This window comes from Cryobacterium sp. HLT2-28 (genome assembly GCF_004402495.1).
In the GTDB taxonomy this organism is placed as follows: Bacteria; Actinomycetota; Actinomycetes; order Actinomycetales; family Microbacteriaceae; genus Cryobacterium; species Cryobacterium mannosilyticum.
Genome location: NZ_SOFH01000007.1, coordinates 43,304 through 62,163, shown reverse-complemented (window position 1 = coordinate 62,163; position 18,860 = coordinate 43,304). Strand labels below are relative to the sequence as shown.

Here is an 18,860-nt window from a genome sequence, read left to right as displayed (position 1 = left end):
TTGCGGAATCGTTATCATGGCTAACGGCATTTCGGCGGCCTCACCGCGGTAAACCGGGGCCGGCGGCCGGAAGAATGCACAAAAAAGACTCCTCGCGCACCCACCAGAGCCCGGTTACCCTTGCTACGTTTCCGTCCTGGGGGAGTTGGCCGAGATGGCGCCACGCGAGGAGCCGACTGCCAGTTTAGGCGGAAAGGCCCGCGCCCCCAAAACCCGTCGGCGGCGAGGCAAATCCGGCCGATCCCGGCCGGGTGTGACAGCGGCCGCCGGAACAGGTAAGATTCTTTCTTGGCCGATCCTCACGGATACGGCCGGCCAGGAGAATTCGCCTAGTGGCCTATGGCGCACGCTTGGAAAGCGTGTTGGGTGAGAGCCCTCGGGGGTTCGAATCCCCCATTCTCCGCCAAAGTGGAATCCGTCACCCCGGTGAGCGCACAACGCCCACTCGCGGGGTTCGAATCCCCCATTCTCCGCCAAAGTGGAATCCGTCACCCCGGTGAGCGCACAACGCCCACTCGCGGGGTTCGAATCCCCCATTCTCCGCCAAAGTGGAATCCGTCACCCCGGTGAGCGCACAACGCCCACTCGCGGGGTTCGAATCCCCCATTCTCCGCCAAAGTGGAATCCGTCACCCCGGTGAGCGCACAACGCCCACTCGCGGGGTTCGAATCCCCCATTCTCCGCCAAAGTGGAATCCGTCACCCCGGTGAGCGCACAACGCCCACTCGCGGGGTTCGAATCCCCCATTCTCCGCCAAAGTGGAATCCGTCACCCCGGTGAGCGCACAACGCCCACTCGCGGGGTTCGAATCCCCCATTCTCCGCCAAAGTGGAATCCGTCACCCCGGTGAGCGCACAACGCCCACTCGCGGGGTTCGAATCCCCCATTCTCCGCCAAAGTGGAATCCGTCACCCCGGTGAGCGCACAACGCCCACTCGCGGGGTTCGAATCCCCCATTCTCCGCCAAAGTGGAATCCGTCACCCCGGTGGTCGAGCTCGTCGAAACCCCGTCGCGGGATTTCGGCAGGCTCAATCACCGCGCGCGCTCAATCACCGCGCGCGCTCAATCACCGCACGCGCTCCCTCACCGGGTGCCGCCACCGGCTCGATCAGTCGTCGAGGCGGCGGCGCGGCCGCGGTGCGGGCGGCGGCGGCACTTCTTTCGCGGCGACGATGTCCGCCAGCGTGATCGCGACGAGCCCGCGTTTGGTCTCGACCACGCAAACGGCCCCGTCGCAGGAGCGGAGGTAGCCGACGGCATCCGTCACCCCACCCTCGATGCGTCGGCGCACGACGACCCGGGTTCCCGGTTCGGCGTCGATCACGAACCGGGCTGCATCTACACTCATCAGGGCGAGCCTACCCGCAGCGCTGGGGCCCGGCCCGGTCAGATCAGCCGGCTGAACGCCTCGACCCGTTTGGACTCCCCCGCGATCAGGATGATGTCGGTCGCCGCGATCATAGTGTCCAGGGTCGTGTAGCTCCACACCCCGTCGCGGCTGAACGCGGTGACGGTGACCCCGTGGTTGGGCCGGATGCGTGTCTTGCCGAGCGGCACCCCGATGATCTCCCGCGGCGGGGTCGTCTTCACGAGGGCGAAGTTCTCGCCGATCTCGATGTAATCCTGCATCACCCCGCGAACCAGGTGGGCGACCCGTTTGCCCATGTCCTTCTCGGGGTAGATGACATGGCTGACCCCCAGCTGCTGCAGGATCTCGCCGTGCGGGTCGCTCACGGCCTTCGCCCAGATGTTGGGGATGCCGAGCTTGAGTAGCAGCGACGCGGTGAGGATGTTGGCCTGGATGTCGCCGCCGATCGCGACGACGGCGCTGGTGAACTCGGTCACCGACAGCTGACGGAGGGTTTCCTCCTTGGTCGAGTCGGCGCGCACGACGTGGGTGAGCAGCCCGTTGTGCGCCTGCACGATGTCTTCGTCGCCGTCGATTCCGAGCACCTCGGTGCCGCTCTCCATCAGTTCGAGGGCGAGGGAACTGCCGAACCGGCCGAGGCCGATCACGACCACCGACTCGGATTCGGCGATGCGGGCGGGGTCGTGAGACCCGAACAGGTTGAACTTAGCCAATGATCGGCCTCTCTTTCGGTAGCTCGTAGGTGGTCGGGCGTTCGCGGAGGGCGAGCGCCGAGGCGAAGGTGATCGGCCCCAGCCGGCCGATGAACATGAGCAGCATCAGGATGATCTTGCCTGCCTCCGGCAGCCCGGCGGTGATCCCCGTGGACAGTCCCACCGTGCCGAAGGCCGAGATCACCTCGAACAGGAGCTTGTCCATGCTGATGTCGGTCATCACCATCAGCGCGGCCGTCGACGCGATGACGACCGCGACGGCGAGCAGCACGATCGTGATCGCCTGCCGGTGCACCGCGCGGGAGAGCCGCTTGCCGAACACGTTCACGGCGGTGTCGCCGCGCACCTCGGCGAGGAGGATGAAGAAGAGCACGCCGAAGGTGGTGATCTTGATGCCGCCGGCGGTTCCGGCCGGACCGCCGCCGATCAGCATCAGGATGTCGGTGCCGAGCAGGCTGGCCGAGTCCATCGCGCCGGTGTCGACGCTGTTGAAGCCGGCCGTGCGCGCCTGCACGGACTGGAAGAATCCGACCAGGAGCTTGCTCGGCCAGTCGAGCGGCCCGAGGGTCGCCGGGTTGGACCACTCGACGGCCGTGAGGTACACCGTGCCGCCGACCAGGAGGATCAGTGTGCCGGCCAGCACCAGTCGGGTGTTCATGTTCCACAGTCGGGGCGTCTTGAGATGCCGGCGCAGCTGCACGATCACGGGGAAGCCCAGCCCGCCGAGGATCACGGCGGCGGCGATCGGCAGGCAGATGAGCGGATCCGTGGCGTAGGAGATGAGGTTGTCGCTGAACAGCGCGAACCCCGCGTTGTTGAACGACGAGACAGCGTGGAAGACGCCGAGCCAGATTGCGCGGCCGAGCGGCTCGCCATAGCCGAGCAGGAAGCGGAGGCTGAGCAGCAGCGCGACGCTCGCCTCGATCACCAGCGACATCCGCACGACGCCCAAGACGAGCCCCTTGACGTCGTCCAGTCCCACGCTCTTCGCCTCGGCGGCCGCGGTGATCCGGGAGCGCAGCGAGAGCTTGCGCATGACCGCGAGCCCGATCACCGACGCGAAAGTCATGATCCCCAGGCCGCCGATCTGGATCAGCAGGAGAATGACGACCTGGCCGAAGGCGGTCCACTGGGTGGCGGTGTCGACGACGATCAGCCCGGTCACGCAGACGGCGGAGGTCGCGGTGAAGATCGCGTCGAAGAACGACGCCCCGCCCGCCCCCGGGGTGGATATCGGCAGCATCAGCAGGCCCGTGCCGATCAGGATCGTCGTGGCGAACGCGGCGGCGACGACCTGGGCCGGGTGCGGCCGGAACCGCGAGGTTCTCGCGGTGGGGCGGGGCGTCGTCCGGGGATTCACCTGCTCACTCTACGGTCGATGCCGTTCCGGCGGGTGGCCGCGACCAAACCGATTCGGCGAGGGCACCGGACCACTTATGCGGCCCGGGGAAATCCGAGGCCGGAACTGAACAACGGAAGAGAGTACTCATCATGAACACGATCACGAAGCGTCTCAGTGCATTCGGCATCGCCGGCATCGCATCCGCCATCATCGTCGGCGGGCTGGCCGCCCCCGCCCAGGCATCCGAACAGGGCAGCCCGCAGCTCACCGGCACCGACGGCTCGTCGGCGGCCCAGACCGTCGACTTCGGCCTGCTCACCGACGCCCTGACCGGAAACCAGGCCACCGGAACCGGCGTCGCCGGCAACGACGCCTCGCTCCTCGGCGGCGGCGTGCTTAATGCCCCTCTCGTCAGCGGCCCGGTCGTCGACCGCTCGCTGACCGGTGACGTCGGCGACGTCGCCTCGGGCAACGAGGTCGGCAACGGCAACGACGTTCCGGTTGCTTCCGGAAACGACACCTCGGTCTCCGCCCCGGTCACCGCCCCCGTCGAGGCGCCGGTCACCGCTCCGGTCGGTTCGGGCAATGACGTCACCGGCGGCAACGTCGGCGACATCGGATCGTCCGTGAACGACGTGGTCGACGGGTCGCTCGGCGGCCTGGACCTGGGCGCCGTTCTCGGCCGCTAACCCGCGCAGCACACAACGATGAGGCACGGCTCCTGAGGGGGTCGTGCCTCGTTTCATGCGCCAACGGCCTGCGCCGGATGCCCTCCGAACCCCCCGGAACGGTGGCTGGCACACCACGGTGAATTCCGGGATAATCTGACTACACCGGCAAGGGGGAACCACGGGTGAGATTCAGCGGAGGGTTGCGCACGCGGGCGCACGCTTTGCGACCCCACGGGCGGATTCTGCTGCAGTCCGGCCTGTCCGTGCTCGCCCTGATCGCGCCGCTGTCGGCCGTGCTGTTCTGGCTGACCATCCCGACGAATTCGTGGCAGCCGGTGGCCCTGGGCGACCTCGTCGTCGTCGCGCTCTGCCTGGTTGCGGCCATCGCCTTCTACCGCACGGTCATCTGGGTCGACACCGCGGGCATCTCCGAACGAGGATTCCTCGGCCGCGTCTCCAATTTCTCCAAGGATGAGATCGGCAGCGTCGTACTGCTCGACCTGTACCAGAGCGGCGCGATGGACACGCATCCGCAACTCTTCCTCACCGGCACCGACGGCCGCCTGCTGATCCGGATGCGCGGCCAGTTCTACTCCCGCGGCGCGATGGAGACGGTCGTCGACCTGCTCGACGCCCCCGTCGTGCGCGTGCCGGAGCCGATGACCCTGCAGGACCTCAACCGCGTGCGCCCCGAACTGCTCTACTGGTTCGAGCGGCGCATCACCACCCACGCCGGCTGAGGCCGGCCGCGCGCTCAGCGGCGGCGGCGGGTGCCGAAGATGCCGCTGACGACCCCGGTGAGGATCGTCCTGGTGACGGAGGACCCGAGCACCTGCTCGAGCACGCTCTTCTGCGGGCGCGAACTGGTGCGGCTGCGGGTCGACCCCTGCGTCTGTTTCATCAGGCGGTCGTACTCGGCCTGCGCCTTCTTCTGCGCCTTCGCCTGCTGCGCGGCGGCGGCATCCTGCTGCTTCTCCAGCTCGGCGGCGGCCTTCGCCTGGTCGAGGGCGACCTGCTGGGCGAGCGCCACCCGGTTTGCTGCCTCCAACTTCGTCGCCAGCATCTCGCGGGCCGAGTCGCGGTCGATCGCGGCGCCGTAGACGGCGAGCAGCGGGGAGGCGGCGACGGTGGCGTCGATCTGCTCCGGCGGTGTCGGTGACATCGAGCCCTGCGGCGCGCGGAGACGGGTCCAGGCGACGGGGCTCGGAGCGCCCTTCTCGTTCATCACCGTGACGATCGCCTCACCGGTGCCGAGCCCGGTCAGCACCTCCTCGAGGTCATAACCCGAGTTCGGGTAGGTGGAGACGGTCGCCCGGAGGGCCTTGGCGTCATCCGGGGTGAACGCCCGCAGCTGGTGCTGAACCCGGGAACCGAGTTGCGCGAGCACGTCGCTCGGCACGTCCTTGGGGGTCTGGGTGACGAAGAAGATGCCGACGCCCTTGGAGCGGATCAGCCGCACCGTCTGGGTGATCGAGGCGAGGAAGTCCTTCGACGCGCCCGTGAACAGAAGGTGCGCCTCGTCGAAGAAGAAGACGAGCTTGGGCTTGTCCAGGTCGCCGACCTCGGGCAGGTCGTTGAACAGATCGGCCAGCAGCCACATCAGGAAGGTGGAGAACAGGGCCGGCTTGTCGGCGACGCCGGGCACCTCCAGCAGACTGATGATGCCCCGGCCGTCGGGCGTGCGGCGGAGGAACTCGGCGGTGTCGATCTCGGGTTCGCCGAAGAAGACGTCCGCGCCCTGGTCGGCGAAGGTGATCAGTTCGCGCAGGATGACGCCCACGGTGGCCGGGGACAACCCGCCGAGGCCGGTGAGTTCGCCCTTGCCGGCGTCGCTGATCAGGAAGCTGAGCACGGCTCGCAGGTCGGTCAGGTCGAGCAGGGGCAGGCCGGCCTGGTCGGCGTAGTGGAAGACGAGGCCGAGGCTGGACTCCTGGATATTGCCAAGCCCGAGCACCTTGCTCAGCAGCAGCGGGCCGAAGCCGGCGACCGTGGCGCGCACCGGGATGCCGCGGCCGACCCCGCCGAGCGAGAAGTATTCGGTGGGCGACGCCACGCCCGACCAGTCCTGGCCGATGCCTCGGGTGCGGGCCAGCAGCTTCTCGCTCGCGGTGCCTGCCGTGGCGACACCCGACAGGTCGCCCTTGATATCGGCTGCGAAGACGGACACCCCGTGTGCGGAGAGCTGCTCGGCGAGCACCTGCAGGGTTTTCGTCTTGCCCGTGCCGGTGGCTCCGGCGACGAGGCCGTGCCGGTTCGTCATCGCCAGCGGGATGCGCACGGGCACGTCGGGGCGGGCGTCGCCGTTGACCAGGGCCCCCATCTCCAGCGCCGGCCCGGCGAAGGCGTACCCGGCGCGGATGGTCTCGACCTGCGCGACGGTGAGCGGGCCGGCGACCGGCGGTGCTGCGGGCGCTGCGGCGGCGGGAGCCGGTGCGGGAGCCGGTGCGGGAGCAGCCGGTGCGGCCGCAGCGGCGGCCAGGGCCGCGCCCTGGGCGGCTTCGGCCCGGGCGATGGCTGCCTCCGCCTCGGCCTGGGCAGCCCGGGCGGCCGCGACCGCGGCCTCCGCCTGGGCCTTCAGCTCGGATACCTGGTCCACGGGTTCGCTCGGGGTCATGGCCTGAATCCTAGCGCCGAGAGGACCGGCGCGGTCAGGTCGTTTCGGGCCGGATCGGACCAACCGGTCAGGTCGGTCCCGGGGTCGGTCCCGGCGCGAATCCCTGCTCCGTCGCATCCGTCTCCGGCCGCACGAAGACGTAGTCGTTGCCGGCGTCCAGTTCGGGGCGCAGTCCCTGGGCCAGGGCCTCCGTGAACAACGCCCGGGACCGCTCGCGCAGCCGGTCGGCGGCCTCCGGGTCGTCGGCCCGCAACCGCTCGAAGTCGACGTCGAGCGGGAGCCGCAGCGGGGCGTGCGGGACCGGCCGGGGTGTGCCGGTGAGGGCCGCCCGCACCCGGTCGGACTCGAGCAGCCAGCGCACCTCGAACCGGTCGCTCCGGTCGCTGCCGGTGATGACGTCGTCGAGGCGGCCGTAGAAGTCGGGCAGGAACCGCACCACCTCCGCGCCAAGCTTGACCAGGTTGAAGTGCGCGTTGCGGCGGATCAGGGGGTCGAAGGTCCAGCGCATCTCGACGATCCCGTGTTCGAGGCAGACCGCGCGCTGGAACAGCTTCAGCGCGTAGCCGACGCCGCCGCTGCGCCGCCACGGCACCACGGCCGCCATGTGGGAATGCAGGTGGATGCCGTCGCTCCAGCCGAGGAAGCCCAGCGTCGCGCCGACCGCCTTGCCTGCCTCGCTGGCGACGAGCACGGTGTTCCCGGCGTAGTCGAGCGCGAGCAGCATCGAGCGGTCGGGGCTACGGCCGGCACCCCAGGTGCGCTCGAACAGGCCGATCACCGGGGTCATGTCGCCGGGTTCCGCCATCCGCACGGACACCCCGGCGGCCGCGGCCGCGGCATCCGCCAGCCGGTACGCCTCGGCGACGACCTCGGGCTCAACGCTCATGCAACGAGTAGACCACATCCGCCCGTTGTGCATAACTCCTGCACTGTGGGCAATTCCCGCCGATTCCGGCCGAAAAGAGGGTATTCCGGCACAATCTGCAGGAGTTATGCGCGGGGCGAGCGGATGCCGCGGGCCGGGGGCCGGCTAGTGGCCGCGGCCCGAGACCACGTCGGCGATGCTCGCGACCGGCGAGGTGGTCTGTCGCCGGGTCAGCTCGGCGCGGTCGGCGAACGAATAGGCCCGGTACAGGGCGTGCACGGCGAGCCAGCGCAGCGGCTCCGGCTCCCAGTTGCGCACCCTGTGGTTCACCCAGGGCAGTCCGGTCAGCCCGGTGTCCCGCTCGAGGATCAGGTCGGTCAGGGTGCGCCCGGCCAGGTTCGTCGTGGCCACGCCGGTGCCCACGTACCCGCCGGCCCAGGCCAGCCCGGTCGTCGGGTCGAGCCCGACGGTCGCCGCCCAGTCCCGCGGCACGCCGAGCACCCCCGACCAGGCATGGTCGATCGCCACGCCCGCCGTCGCCGGGAAGAACCGGGTGAGGATGCCGCGGAGCGCCTCGACCGTGCTCGCCGGGGTGTGCCCGTCGGAGTCAGTCCGCGAGCCGAAGCGGTACGGCACGCCCCGGCCGCCGATCGCGATCCGGTCGTCCGTCGTGCGTTGCGCGTACATGTACGCGTGCGCCATGTCGCCGAGGGTCTCGGATTCGGTCCAGCCGATGCTCTCCCAGACGGCGTCGCTGAGCGGCGCGGTCGCGATCAGCGACGAGTTCATCGGCAGCCACGCCCGGTGCAGGCCCTTCAGCCCGGCCGTGAACCCCTCCGTGGCGCGCACGACGAACTCCGCGTCCACCGGGCCGTGCTCGGTCACGGCCCGTCCCGGCGTGATCTCGCCCACCCGGGTGTTCTCGTAGATCTCCACGCCGAGCGTCTCGACGACCCGGGCGAGCCCGGCGGCGAGTTTGGCCGGGTGGATGCGCGCACAGTGCGGGTGCCACATCGCCCCGGTGGTGCCGGCCACGTCGATGCGGGCGCGGGCCGCCGCCGGGGAGAGGAGTTCGACATCCGTCATCTCCCACCGCTGCTCGGCCCGGGCGGACGCCTCGAGTCGCCGCTGCTGCGGCTGGTCGTAGGCCACGGTGAATTCGCCGCCCTTGACGATGCCGGCGTCGATGCCCTCGAGTGCGGCGACCCGGATCACCTCGTCGACGGTCTCGTTCATGCTCGTCTGGAACCGGGCGGCGGCGTCGTGCCCGTGCGACGAAACGTACTGCTCACGCCCGCCGGTGATCGAGTTGGTCAGCCAGCCGCCGTTCCGCCCGGACGCGCCGTAGCCGGCGAAGCGTTGCTCGAGGATGACGATCCGCAGCGCCGGGGCGGCCTTCTTCAGGTAGTAGGCCGTCCACAGCCCGGTGTACCCGGCGCCGACGATGCACACGTCGGCCGTGATCGGCCCGGGCAGCGGCGGGCGCGGGGCGCCCCGGCCGATCTGGTTCCACCAGAAGGAGACGTCACCGTTGATCACGGGCGCGGGGCCAGCCGGTCTTCCATCCCCCACGCCTCGCCGTAGCCGCCCTCCTCGATCGGGGCGCTCATCAGGTCGAGGAACGGCTTCGCGTCGAAGGCCTCCGGGCCGAGCACGCCGATGCCGCCCCAGGTGCCGGCCGCGAGCAGTTCCAGCGCGATCACCGGGTTGAGCGCGGTCTGCCAGACCACGCACTGGGCGTCGTACTCGCGCATCGTCCACTCGTTGTCGCTCACGTGGTAGAGGTAGACCTCGCGCGGCTCGCCGTCCGGTCCCGTGCCGGTGACCCATACCCCGGCGCAGGTCTTGCCGGTCATCCGCGGGCCGATCGTCGCCGGGTCGGGCAGGCTGGCGGCGACGACGTCGCGCGGAGCGACCATCACCGGGCCGGTGGCGCTGCGCACCCGCACCGGTTCGACGCTGTCCAGGCCGAGCAGGTGCAGCGTCTTGAGCACGCCGATGAACTCCTCACCGAGTCCGTACTTGAAGGTGACCCGTTTCGCGTCGAGCCAGCGCGGCATCAGCAGCACCTCCTCGTGCTCGACGTTGACGCACTCGACCGGACCTATGCCGCCGGGGAAGTCGAACATCTCCGGTTCGCTGAACGGTTCGGTGGTGAACCAGCCGCGGTCCTTCTCGAAGATCACCGGCGGGTTCAGGCACTCCTCGATCGTGGTCCAGATGCTGAAGGAGGGCGCGAAGATCTCGTTGCCGGCCACGTCGCGCACCACCAGGTTGGCGCCGTCGCGGGTGCCGAGCTCGTCGATCTCGCGGAACAGGTGGTCGGAGGCGTAGCGGGCGAAGACGTCCGAGAGGCCCGGCTCCACACCCATCCCGACCAGGGCGAGGCGACCGGCGGTCTCCCAGTCGGCGGCGAGCGCGAACTGGTCGTCGCCGAGTTTCACGCCGGTCTCCGTGTACGGGTGGGTCGGGTGCGGCTCGGACAGGCTCACGGCCATGTCGAGGTAGTCGCAGCCGGCGGCGAGAGCGCCGGCGAAGATCGTCGGCACGAACTTGGGTTCGACCGCGTTCATCACGTGCGTTGCCCGGTGTTCCTTCGCCACCGCCGCTACCCGGTCCGGGTCGCCGGCGTCGATCTGCTCCGCCGTGAACCGGCTCGCGACGGTGGGGCCGTGCGTAGCCGCGACCGTGGCGACGGTGCGCTCCGCCCGGGCGAGGTCGTAGTCGCAGACGATGACGTGCTCGAAGAACGAGCGACGGGCGATGATCTTCGCGAACGCGTCTCCGACGCCGCCCGCCCCGACAAGGAGGATTCTCATGGCATGACGCTACCCTGCGGCATCCGCCCGTGTCTGCCCCGCATCCCGTCGAATTCGACGGAGATTTTGGGAAAAAATGAGGTTTTGGGGTGCTTCAGGCGTCTTTTCCGGCATTTCTCCGTCGAATTCGACCGCGTGACGGATGCTGCGCCGCGAGGTGCCGTTCGCCGTCGAGTTTCGCGGCGACCGGCGCCCAGAGCAGCACGGCCACCCCCACGCCGAGGAGCAGGCCGCCGATGGTGTCGGTGAGCCAGTGCGCGCCGAGGTAGGTGCGGCTGACCATCATCACCGCGGTGTAGAGCGCTCCGGCCAGCCAGACCCAGACCCGCGGGAAGAGGATGGCCAGGCAGACCGCCATGGTCGCGGCGTTGGCGACGTGGCCGGACGGAAACGAGCCGAAGTCGCTGGTCACCAGCATGTCCTCCGGCCTGGCGCGTCCGAACAGGTTCTTCAGCACCTGCACGAGCCCGCTGCTCACCATCGTCGCCGTGAGGAAGTACCCGGCCGCCCACTTTCGCCGGAGGAGGAGGAAGGCGGCGAGGATGAGCAGGGGGATGACGACCACGCCCGCGATGCCGGCGCCGAGGAAGTTCATCGCCAGCGACAGGTACTCCCAGACGGGAGCGCGGTGCTCGATGATCTCATCCATCCACGCGGCGTCGATCCGCAGCGGCCTGCCGTTGTCCCGGTAGACGATGAGTGCTCCGAGCCCGAATGCCAGGGCCACCGCGGCCAGCGCGCTCACGAGCGGCCAGCGCCTGGCGATGCGGCGTGCGGCGGGGGCGGCTGCGGTCTCCGGGGGTCTCTCGCTGCTCATCCGTCCATCCTAGGTCGGGGCGCTTCGGGGGCTAACTCAGGAGAATCCGGAACCGGCCGACGACGGATGCCGGGAAGACGCGGGTCCGGCATCCGTCACTCCCGTTTCTCCTGAGTTAGCCACCTTCGGGCTCGGGCGCGGGGACACGGGAGGGGCGCGACGCGGGGGCACGGCGCGCGAGGGGGGCGCGGGGCGGGGCGGGGCCTTAGTGCTCCAGGGCAGGTACGGAGCGCGGGCGCACGACGGTCCACAGCACGATGATCGCGATCAGGGCGGTCGTTCCCATCACCGCGCCCATCGGGATGGCGTTGCCCACCCCGAGCAGGCCGACGATCGGCGAGATCAGGCCGGCGACGCCGAAGTTCGCGGCGCCGAGCAGGGACGCGGCGGTTCCCGCCTCGTGCCCGTGCGCGCTGAGGGCGATCACCTGCACGCTCGGCAGGGTGAACCCGCAGGCCGCGATGAAGAACCAGAGCGGCACCAGGGTGCCCCAGAGCCCGGCGCCGGCCAGGTCGAGCAGCACGATGGCCGCCGAGGTGATGACCAGCACCACCGTCGACACCGCCACGATCCACTGCGGGCCGATGTTGAAGCGGTGCATCAGCCGGGAGCTCAGCTGCACACCGGTGACGATGCCGAGCGAGTTGACAGCGAAGAGGATGCCGTACTGCTGCGCGGAGAAGCCGTAGACCTCCTGGAACAGGAACGACGACGCGGAGAGGTAGGAGAACAGCCCGGTGAAGGTCATGGCGCCGATGATCGCGACGCCGACGAAGACGCGGTCGCTGAGCACGGCCCGGTAACGCTGGGCGAGGGTGTTGTGCCCGGCTGTGTGCCGTTCGGCGGAGGGCAGGGTCTCGACGATCCAGAACGCGACGGCGAGGATGACGACGGCGCCGTACGCGGCGAGCACCCAGAAGATCCCGCGCCAGCTCATCACGAGGAGCAACTGGGAACCGATGACCGGGGCGAGCACGGGGGCGAGGCCACTGATCAGGGCGAGGCGGGACAGCATCCGCACCAGCGGCTTGCCGCCGAACAGGTCACGCACCATGGCGAGGGCGACGACGGCACCGGCCGCGGCGCCGAAGCCCTGCAGCAGGCGGAAGACACCTAGCCAGACGATGTCCTGGGAGAGCGCGGCTCCGACGCTGGCGAGGATGTGGAACCCTGTCGCGAGCATCAGCGGCAGCCGGCGGCCGACCTTGTCGCTCCACGGGCCGACGATCAGCTGGCCGAAGCCGAAGCCGATCATCGTGCCGGTGAGGGTGAGCTGGATGGCCGCGGCCGAGACGCCGAGCTCGTTCTGCAGGGTAGGGAAGGCGGGCAGGTACAGGTCGATCGTGAACGGGCCGAGCGCGGTGAGCGCGCCGAGCACGAGCACGTAGACGAGGCGCTGGCGCCGGGTGAGGGCGTCCCCGGGGTGCGGGGCGGTCGACCGGAGCTGGGCCTGGGTGATCACGGGAATGACGGCGGTAGTCACGTAGTGGAGTTCCTCGGTGTCGATGGGGAGGTGTCTGGTGGGGCCGGCCGGGCGGGGCTGACCGGGGCTGAGACGGCGTTCGGGCACCGGGTCACGGGCGACGCTACCGGCAGCGGAACACGGAGCCGCTGTCTGGGACAAGCGGGCCCTGGCCGTTCCTATTCCCCCCGGCCGGGATCCGCGCCGAAGATTGCGCGAATCGGCCGGATCGCGCACCGTGCGGGCGGGCGGGACACGCGGCCGGCCGGGTCAGGAGGTCGGCACACCGCTCGGGTCGTCGAGCAGCCCCTCGAAGGCGAGCTCGGCCGCGCCGATCATGAGCAGATTGGAGCCCAGCTCGGCCGCGCTGACCCGCACGCTGCCGAACGAGGACACGAGCGTCATCGACGCCACGGCGGCGCGCAACCGGTCGGGGTCGACGGCGAACAGAGCGGCCAGGAACCCGCCGAGCACGACCAGCTGCGGGTTGAGGATGTTGATGGCGCCGGCCAGGGCCACCGCGAGGAAGTCCAGCTGACGGTTGACCTCGTCCCTGACCTGGGGAGAGTCGGAGGCGAGCAGGGCCTGTTCCAGTTCGTCGGCATCCGCGCTCTCGAGCCCGAGCACCCCGAGCAGTTCCTCCCGGGTCACCTCGGCCTCGAGGGTGCCCGTGATCCCGGCGGAGTCGGTGCGGGAGCCGCCGCTCACCCGGGTGTGGCCGAACTCGCCCGCGTACCCGGCGATGCCGCCGACGGGATTGCCGCCGACGATCATTCCGCCGCCGATGCCGCTCGCTCCGCCGTTGAGGTAGATCAGGTCGGTGATGCCCTTGCCCGCCCCGAAATACTGTTCGGCGAGCGCGCCGAGGCTTGCGTCGTTGGCGGCGAAGACCGGGAACCCGGTGAGCTGTTCGAGCATCTCCTTGAGCGGTTCGTCGGTCCAGCCGAGGTGCGGGGCGAAGCGCACCAGGCCGTCGTGGGCGCGCACGAGGCCGGGCACGGCGACGCCGATCCCGACCACCCGGAACCGGGACTCCAGCTCCCCGCGCATCCCCTCGATCACCGCGCCGGCGATGTTCACGGCCTCGCTCGCGCTGGGCGAGCGTTCGGTCGCGTAGCGGATGCGCCGGTGCACTATGCCGTCGAGGCCGACGATCCCGATCGTGACGGCGTCGATCTCGGGGTTCACGGCCAGCGCGACGACCTGCTCGGCGCAGAACACCACCGGGCTGGGCCGGCCGACCTGGTTGGTGGAATCCGGGTCGCGTTCGCCGGCGAGGCCGAGCTGGCCGAGCTCGCCGACGAGGGCCGCGATCGTGGACCGGTTCAGGCCGGTCAGCCGGGTCAGCTGCGCGCGGGAGGTCGGCCCGTTGCGGTGCACGATGCGCAGGATCGCCGAGAGGTTGTGCCGGCGCACGTCGTCATGGTTGCTCCCCTGCACAGCGCCTTCCATTCCACTCGTTGGACCTCAGAATACCGTCCTGCCGCTAACCCTCCGGGATGGTGCCGGTCGACACGAGGCCCCGGTACCAGAGCGCGCTGTCCTTGGGAATGCGCGCCTCGGTCTCGTAGTCGATGTAGACGATGCCGAACCTCTTGGAGTAGCCGTAGGCCCATTCGAAGTTGTCCATGAACGACCAGACCTGGTAGCCGCGGAGGTCGACGCCGCGCTGGATCGCCCGGTGCGCGGCCGTGAAGTGCCGGCGCAGGTAGTCGGTGCGCTCCAGGTCGTGCACCGCCGGGCCGGTCGGTTCCTGCACGACGACGTCGGCGAAGGCCGCGCCGTTCTCGGTGATCATCAGCGGCTGGTCGGGGAACTCGTCGTGCAGCTTGACCAGCAGTTCCTCCAGGCCGGCCGGCTCGATGTTCCAGTCCATCTCGGTGTAGGGACCGGGCTGGGCGAGGAACTCGACCCGCCCGGCGCCGGGCCACGGCGAGGCGCCGGCGTCCCCGTGCCCGTCGGAATGCTGGAACGGCGACACGCCGTCCCAGAGCCGCACGAGCGTCGTGGAGTAGTAGTTGACGCCGAGCACGTCGAGCGGCTGGTGGATGATCGCTGTGTCACCGGGCCGCACGAACGACCAGTCGGTGATGCCCGCGGTGTCGGCGAGGACATCCGCCGGGTATTCCCCGGTCAGGAGCGGCCCGAGGAAGACCCGGTTGCCGAGGCCGTCAATCTGCCGCACCGCTTCAGGCCCGGTCTCGCCCTCACCGCGAATGACGTGCAGGTTGAGCGTGATCGAGAAGTCGGGGTCGTTGGTGACGACCTTCTTCAGCTCGGTGATCGCGAGGCCGTGGGCGAGGTTGAGGTGGTGCACCGCGGCGAGCGCCGCCGCGTCCTCGGTGCGGCCCGGCGCGTGCGCGCCGGAGGCATAGCCGAGGTAGGCGGAGCACCACGGCTCGTTGAGGGTGGTCCAGGTGTCGATCCGGTCGCCGAGGGCCTCGCCCATGATGCGCGCATAGTCGGCGAAGGCGTACGCGGTGTCCCGGTTGGTCCAGCCGCCCTCGTCCTCCAGCGCCTGCGGCAGGTCCCAGTGGTAGAGGGTCGCGATCGGGCGGATGCCCCGGGCCAGCAGCCCGTCGACGAGGCGCCCGTAAAACGCGAGACCCTTCTCGTTGGCCGGGCCGCGGCCGGTCGGCTGGATGCGCGACCAGGCGATCGAGAACCGGTACGCGTGCAGCCCGAGGGACTCCATCAGGTCGAGGTCTTCCTCGAGGTGGTGGTAGTGGTCGCTGGCCCTGTCGCCGGTGTCGCCGTTCTCGACCCTGCCCGGCGTGTGGCTGAAGGTGTCCCAGATCGACGGACCCCGGCCGTCCTCGTCGAAGGCCCCCTCGATCTGGTACGCGGCGGTGGCCGAACCGAAGATGAAGCCCTCCGGGAATTCGAGTCCGGAGTCGCGGTAGTCGGGGTTGCCCTGACGGGATACGGTCATGAGAGGGTTGCCTTTCCGTGGGCGGATTCCGTGGTGTCGCCTCCCGCGCGCCGAGCGCGGAATGCCGCGGTCGAGTCACTGTGCACGGTGACACCGTCGCCGTCATCCACAATCGTAAAGGTCACGACGATGGTGCCGAGCGGATTCGACACCTGCACGGTGCGAGTCGGCGCTCCGCCCGGGTAGACGGTGAGCAGAACGTTCTCGGTGTAGTCGTAGTCCGGGACATCGTCCCTGGCCCCGGTCGCGAGCACGGCACCCTCCCGCACCCAGAGCGGGATGGTTGAGAACGCATGGGTCTCCCGGCGCCAGGCCGGGCCGGCCTGGGTCTCGCCGGTCAAATAGTTCGTCCAGATTCCGGCCGGCAGGTAGTAGGACACGTCGCCGGCCTCGCTGAACACCGGGGCGACGAGCAGATCGTGGCCGAGCAGGTACTGGCGGTCGAGGTAGTCCACCGCGGGGTCGCCGGCGAATTCGAGCTGCATCGGCCGCATGAACGGGATGCCGGTGCGGTGCGCCTCCAGGCCGACCTCGTAGAGGTACGGCATCAGCGAGAGCTTGAGTTTCGTGAACCGGCGGGTGACGTCGACGGTGCTCTCCCCCGGCGCCTCGGTGCCGTCGTCGAAGAGCCACGGCACCCGGTAGCTGGTGGAGCCGTGCAGCCGGGAGTGGCTGGACATGAGCCCGAAGGCAAGCCAGCGCTTGAGCACGGCCGCGTTGGGCATGCCCTCGAAGCCGCCGATGTCATGGCTCCAGAACCCGAAGCCGGAGAGGGCGAGGGAGAGCCCGCCGCGCAGGGTCTCGGCCATCGACTCGTAGCTGGAAGAGTTGTCCCCGCCCCAGTGCACAGGCTGCTTCTGGCCGCCGACGGTGGCCGAGCGGGCGAAGAGCACGGCGTCGCCCGTGCCGCGCTGCTCCTGCAGCACCTCGAACACGGCGGCGTTGTAGAGCTGGGTGTACCAGTTGTGCATCCGCTCGGGGCTCGAACCGTCGTGCCAGACCACGTCCAGCGGGATCCGCTCGCCGAAGTCGGTCTTGATCGCGTCGACGCCCTGGGCGAGCAGGCGGCGCAGCTTGCCCTGGAACCAGGTCACGGCATCCGGGTTGGTGAAGTCGACCAGGCCCATGCCGGCCTGCCAGAAGTCCCACTGCCAGACGTCGCCGTTGGCCTTCTTCAACAGGTAGCCCGCGGCCTGGGCCTCGGCGAAGATCGGGGCGCGCTGGGCGATGTACGGGTTGATCCACGCGCTCACGTGCAGGTTCCTGCCGTGCAGGCGGGCGAGCATGCCCTCGGGGTCGGGGAAGACGCGGGGGTCCCATTCGAAGTCGGTCCAGTTGAATTCGCGCATCCAGAAGCAGTCGAAGTGGAAAACGGTGAGCGGCAGGTCCCGTTCGGCCATGCCGTCGATGAAGGAGTTCACCGTGGCCTCGTCGTACTTCGTGGTGAACGAGGTCGACAGCCAGAGGCCGTACGACCAGGCCGGCACCTGGGCGGGGCGCCCGGTGAGCGCGGTGTAGCGGCTGAGGATCTCCTTGGGCGTCGGCCCGTAGATCACGAGGTATTCGAGGTGCTCGCCGGCGACCGAGAACTGCACCTGTTCGACCGATTCGCTGCCCACCTCGAACGAGACGTGCTCCGGGTGATTGACGAGCACGCCGTAGCCCCGGTTGGTGAGGTAGAACGGGACGTTCTTGTAGGACTGTTCGCTCGAGGTGCCGCCGTCGGCGTTCCAGATGTCGACGGTTTGGCCGTTCTTCACGAGCGGACCGAACCGTTCGCCGAGCCCGTAGACGAGTTCGCCGACCCCGAGCCCGAGCCGGGCGTGCGTGTAGGCGGATGCCGGGGCGAGCCCGGTCGCGGTGACGCCGGAGACCCCGGTGGGTTCCGTGGCGATGGGGGCCCCGTCGGCGAGGGAGATATGGCCGATCGACTTCGGGCCGCTCTGGGTGAGGGTCGTGCCGTCGGCCTCGAACCGGAGGTTCCAGGGGCTGCCGCGATCGATCCGGGCGGTCAGGGGGCCGCTGGTCACCGATCCGCCCGTCTCGTCGACGGAGACGATGCCGCTGCCGCGGGTCTGGCCGTCGAGCTCGAACCCGGGCTCGGTGTGCCCGCCGGTGTCCTTGGCCACCCGCACCCGGATGATGCCGGGCAGCGGTGACGAGAGCGTCACCGAGAGCAGCGCCCGGTTGAGCACGTCGCCACGGTGGGCGATGACCCTGGTCGGCGCATCGATCCGCAGCGCGTCGCCGTCGGGGCCGGCATCCGTCACGGTTTCGAGATCGTACGCCTCCTGGGCGTAGAGGGGGGTCACTCCGGGGCGGACATGCCAGAATCCATCGGTGAATTTCATAATTACTTGACTGCTCCCGCGGTGATGCCACGCGTCAGCGTGCGTTGGAAAATAAGGAAGAAGATGAGCGTCGGCAGCAGGCCGAGCAGGGCCGAGGCGCTCGTGGTGGTGACGTCCATCAGCCGGTCGCCCTGCAGCACGCTGATCGCCACCGGCACGGTCTGGTTCGCGTTGCTGACCAGGAAGGTCAGCGGGATGAGGAACTCGTTCCAGGTCCAGATGAAGAAGAAGATCAGAAGCACCGAGAGCGTCGGCCGGCTGATCGGGTAGACGACCCGCCAGAGGATCTGCCAGCGGCTCGCCCCGTCGAGCGACGCGGCCTCGAGCAGTTCCTTGGGGAAGGTGCCGTAGACCGAGGCGAGCAGGTAGGTGCCGAACGCGCTCTGGATGACCGTGAAGATGATGATCACGGCCCAGACGTTGTCGTACAGGCCGACCTGCTTGAACATGTAGTACAGCGGGTAGAGCAGGGCCTCCTGCGGCACCATGTTGGCCAGCAGCACGAGCACGACGATCCAGGTGCGTCCGCGCACCCGGCCGATGCCGATCGCGAAGGCGTTGAACATCGAGATGCCCACGGCGGCGACCGCCACGACGGTGGAGATCAGGATGCTGTTCCAGAGCTTCTCCGGGAAGTTCACCCTGGTCCAGAAGTTGACGATGCCGTCGAAGTAGAGGTTGGTCGGCAGGGTGAGCGGGCCTGAGCTGTTGTAGTCCGCGGGCGACTTGAACGAGTTGATCAGGATCATCAGGAACGGGACGGCGATGAAGAAGCCGATCAGGATCGCGACGACCAGGATGACCCAGTCGCCTGCCGACTTGCGGGTGTGCACCTTCGGCAGTTTCGGGGGGCGGGGCGCCGCGGCGCGGGCCGGGCGGAATTTCTCGGTCAGGGTGGACATGC

Annotated in this window: 15 protein-coding genes, 1 tRNA gene and 1 other RNA gene; 3 read left to right on the top strand and 14 right to left on the bottom strand. The window is 69.4% G+C overall.

Annotated features, from left to right (window positions below; all coding sequences use genetic code 11):
• Positions 1–80 precede the first annotated feature (80 nt).
• Positions 81–177, bottom strand: an RNA gene (gene ffs, locus E3O48_RS02740) — signal recognition particle sRNA small type.
• A 141-nt stretch (positions 178–318) separates the two neighbouring features.
• On the opposite strand from ffs, the gene E3O48_RS02735 reads away from it, so the two are divergent.
• A tRNA-Ser gene (locus tag E3O48_RS02735) sits at positions 319–406 on the top strand.
• Positions 407–1,109: 703 nt separating this feature from the next.
• Here E3O48_RS02735 and E3O48_RS02730 read toward each other — a convergent pair.
• Genes E3O48_RS02730 through E3O48_RS02720 form a run of 3 tightly spaced genes read right to left on the bottom strand, consistent with a single transcriptional unit; the run spans position 1,110 to position 3,443 of the window.
• Positions 1,110–1,349, bottom strand: a complete 240-nt coding sequence (locus E3O48_RS02730) for a ferrous iron transport protein A (RefSeq protein WP_134537226.1) — start codon at positions 1,347–1,349, stop codon at positions 1,110–1,112.
• A 38-nt stretch (positions 1,350–1,387) separates the two neighbouring features.
• Positions 1,388–2,083: a TrkA family potassium uptake protein gene (locus tag E3O48_RS02725; protein WP_174774739.1), complete on the bottom strand. Its 696-nt coding sequence runs from the start codon at positions 2,081–2,083 to the stop codon at positions 1,388–1,390.
• The gene (locus tag E3O48_RS02720) at positions 2,076–3,443 is read right to left on the bottom strand and encodes a TrkH family potassium uptake protein (RefSeq protein WP_241974738.1); all 1,368 of its coding nucleotides are present in this window, start codon (positions 3,441–3,443) and stop codon (positions 2,076–2,078) included. Before E3O48_RS02720 ends, E3O48_RS02725 begins: the two co-directional genes overlap by 8 nt.
• 131 nt (positions 3,444–3,574) lie before the next feature.
• Between E3O48_RS02720 and E3O48_RS02715 the strand changes: the two genes are divergently transcribed.
• Together E3O48_RS02715 and E3O48_RS02710 are read left to right on the top strand one after the other, a co-directional pair.
• The gene (locus tag E3O48_RS02715; protein WP_134537225.1) at positions 3,575–4,114 is read left to right on the top strand and encodes a hypothetical protein; all 540 of its coding nucleotides are present in this window, start codon (positions 3,575–3,577) and stop codon (positions 4,112–4,114) included.
• Between the two features lie 164 nt (positions 4,115–4,278).
• On the top strand, positions 4,279–4,836 hold the full coding sequence (locus E3O48_RS02710; protein ID WP_134508830.1) for a hypothetical protein: 558 nt from the start codon (positions 4,279–4,281) through the stop codon (positions 4,834–4,836).
• 14 nt (positions 4,837–4,850) lie between these two features.
• Here E3O48_RS02710 and E3O48_RS02705 read toward each other — a convergent pair whose 3' ends face one another.
• From E3O48_RS02705 to E3O48_RS02660, 10 genes are all read right to left on the bottom strand, one after another.
• Positions 4,851–6,710: a helicase HerA-like domain-containing protein gene (locus E3O48_RS02705; protein WP_134537224.1), complete on the bottom strand. Its 1,860-nt coding sequence runs from the start codon at positions 6,708–6,710 to the stop codon at positions 4,851–4,853.
• 67 nt (positions 6,711–6,777) lie between these two features.
• Positions 6,778–7,596, bottom strand: coding sequence for a GNAT family N-acetyltransferase (locus E3O48_RS02700; RefSeq protein WP_134537223.1), 819 nt, complete (start codon positions 7,594–7,596; stop codon positions 6,778–6,780).
• 144 nt (positions 7,597–7,740) lie between these two features.
• Positions 7,741–9,114: an FAD-binding oxidoreductase gene (locus tag E3O48_RS02695; RefSeq protein ID WP_134537222.1), complete on the bottom strand. Its 1,374-nt coding sequence runs from the start codon at positions 9,112–9,114 to the stop codon at positions 7,741–7,743.
• Positions 9,111–10,394: a saccharopine dehydrogenase family protein gene (locus tag E3O48_RS02690; RefSeq protein ID WP_134537221.1), complete on the bottom strand. Its 1,284-nt coding sequence runs from the start codon at positions 10,392–10,394 to the stop codon at positions 9,111–9,113. Before E3O48_RS02690 ends, E3O48_RS02695 begins: the two co-directional genes overlap by 4 nt.
• 94 nt (positions 10,395–10,488) lie before the next feature.
• On the bottom strand, positions 10,489–11,211 hold the full coding sequence (locus E3O48_RS02685) for a phosphatase PAP2 family protein (RefSeq protein ID WP_134537220.1): 723 nt from the start codon (positions 11,209–11,211) through the stop codon (positions 10,489–10,491).
• Positions 11,212–11,416: 205 nt separating this feature from the next.
• Positions 11,417–12,694, bottom strand: coding sequence for a multidrug effflux MFS transporter (locus tag E3O48_RS02680; RefSeq protein WP_241982373.1), 1,278 nt, complete (start codon positions 12,692–12,694; stop codon positions 11,417–11,419).
• 249 nt (positions 12,695–12,943) lie between these two features.
• Positions 12,944–14,113: an ROK family transcriptional regulator gene (locus tag E3O48_RS02675; RefSeq protein WP_241982372.1), complete on the bottom strand. Its 1,170-nt coding sequence runs from the start codon at positions 14,111–14,113 to the stop codon at positions 12,944–12,946.
• A 46-nt stretch (positions 14,114–14,159) separates the two neighbouring features.
• Positions 14,160–15,605: a GH1 family beta-glucosidase gene (locus E3O48_RS02670; protein WP_134537218.1), complete on the bottom strand. Its 1,446-nt coding sequence runs from the start codon at positions 15,603–15,605 to the stop codon at positions 14,160–14,162.
• Positions 15,602–17,956, bottom strand: coding sequence for an alpha-xylosidase (yicI, locus tag E3O48_RS02665; RefSeq protein ID WP_134537217.1), 2,355 nt, complete (start codon positions 17,954–17,956; stop codon positions 15,602–15,604). Before yicI ends, E3O48_RS02670 begins: the two co-directional genes overlap by 4 nt.
• Positions 17,957–17,958: 2 nt before the next feature.
• Positions 17,959–18,858 (bottom strand): carbohydrate ABC transporter permease, encoded by a 900-nt coding sequence (locus E3O48_RS02660; RefSeq protein ID WP_134537216.1) that lies wholly within the window; start codon positions 18,856–18,858, stop codon positions 17,959–17,961.
• Positions 18,859–18,860 lie beyond the last annotated feature (2 nt).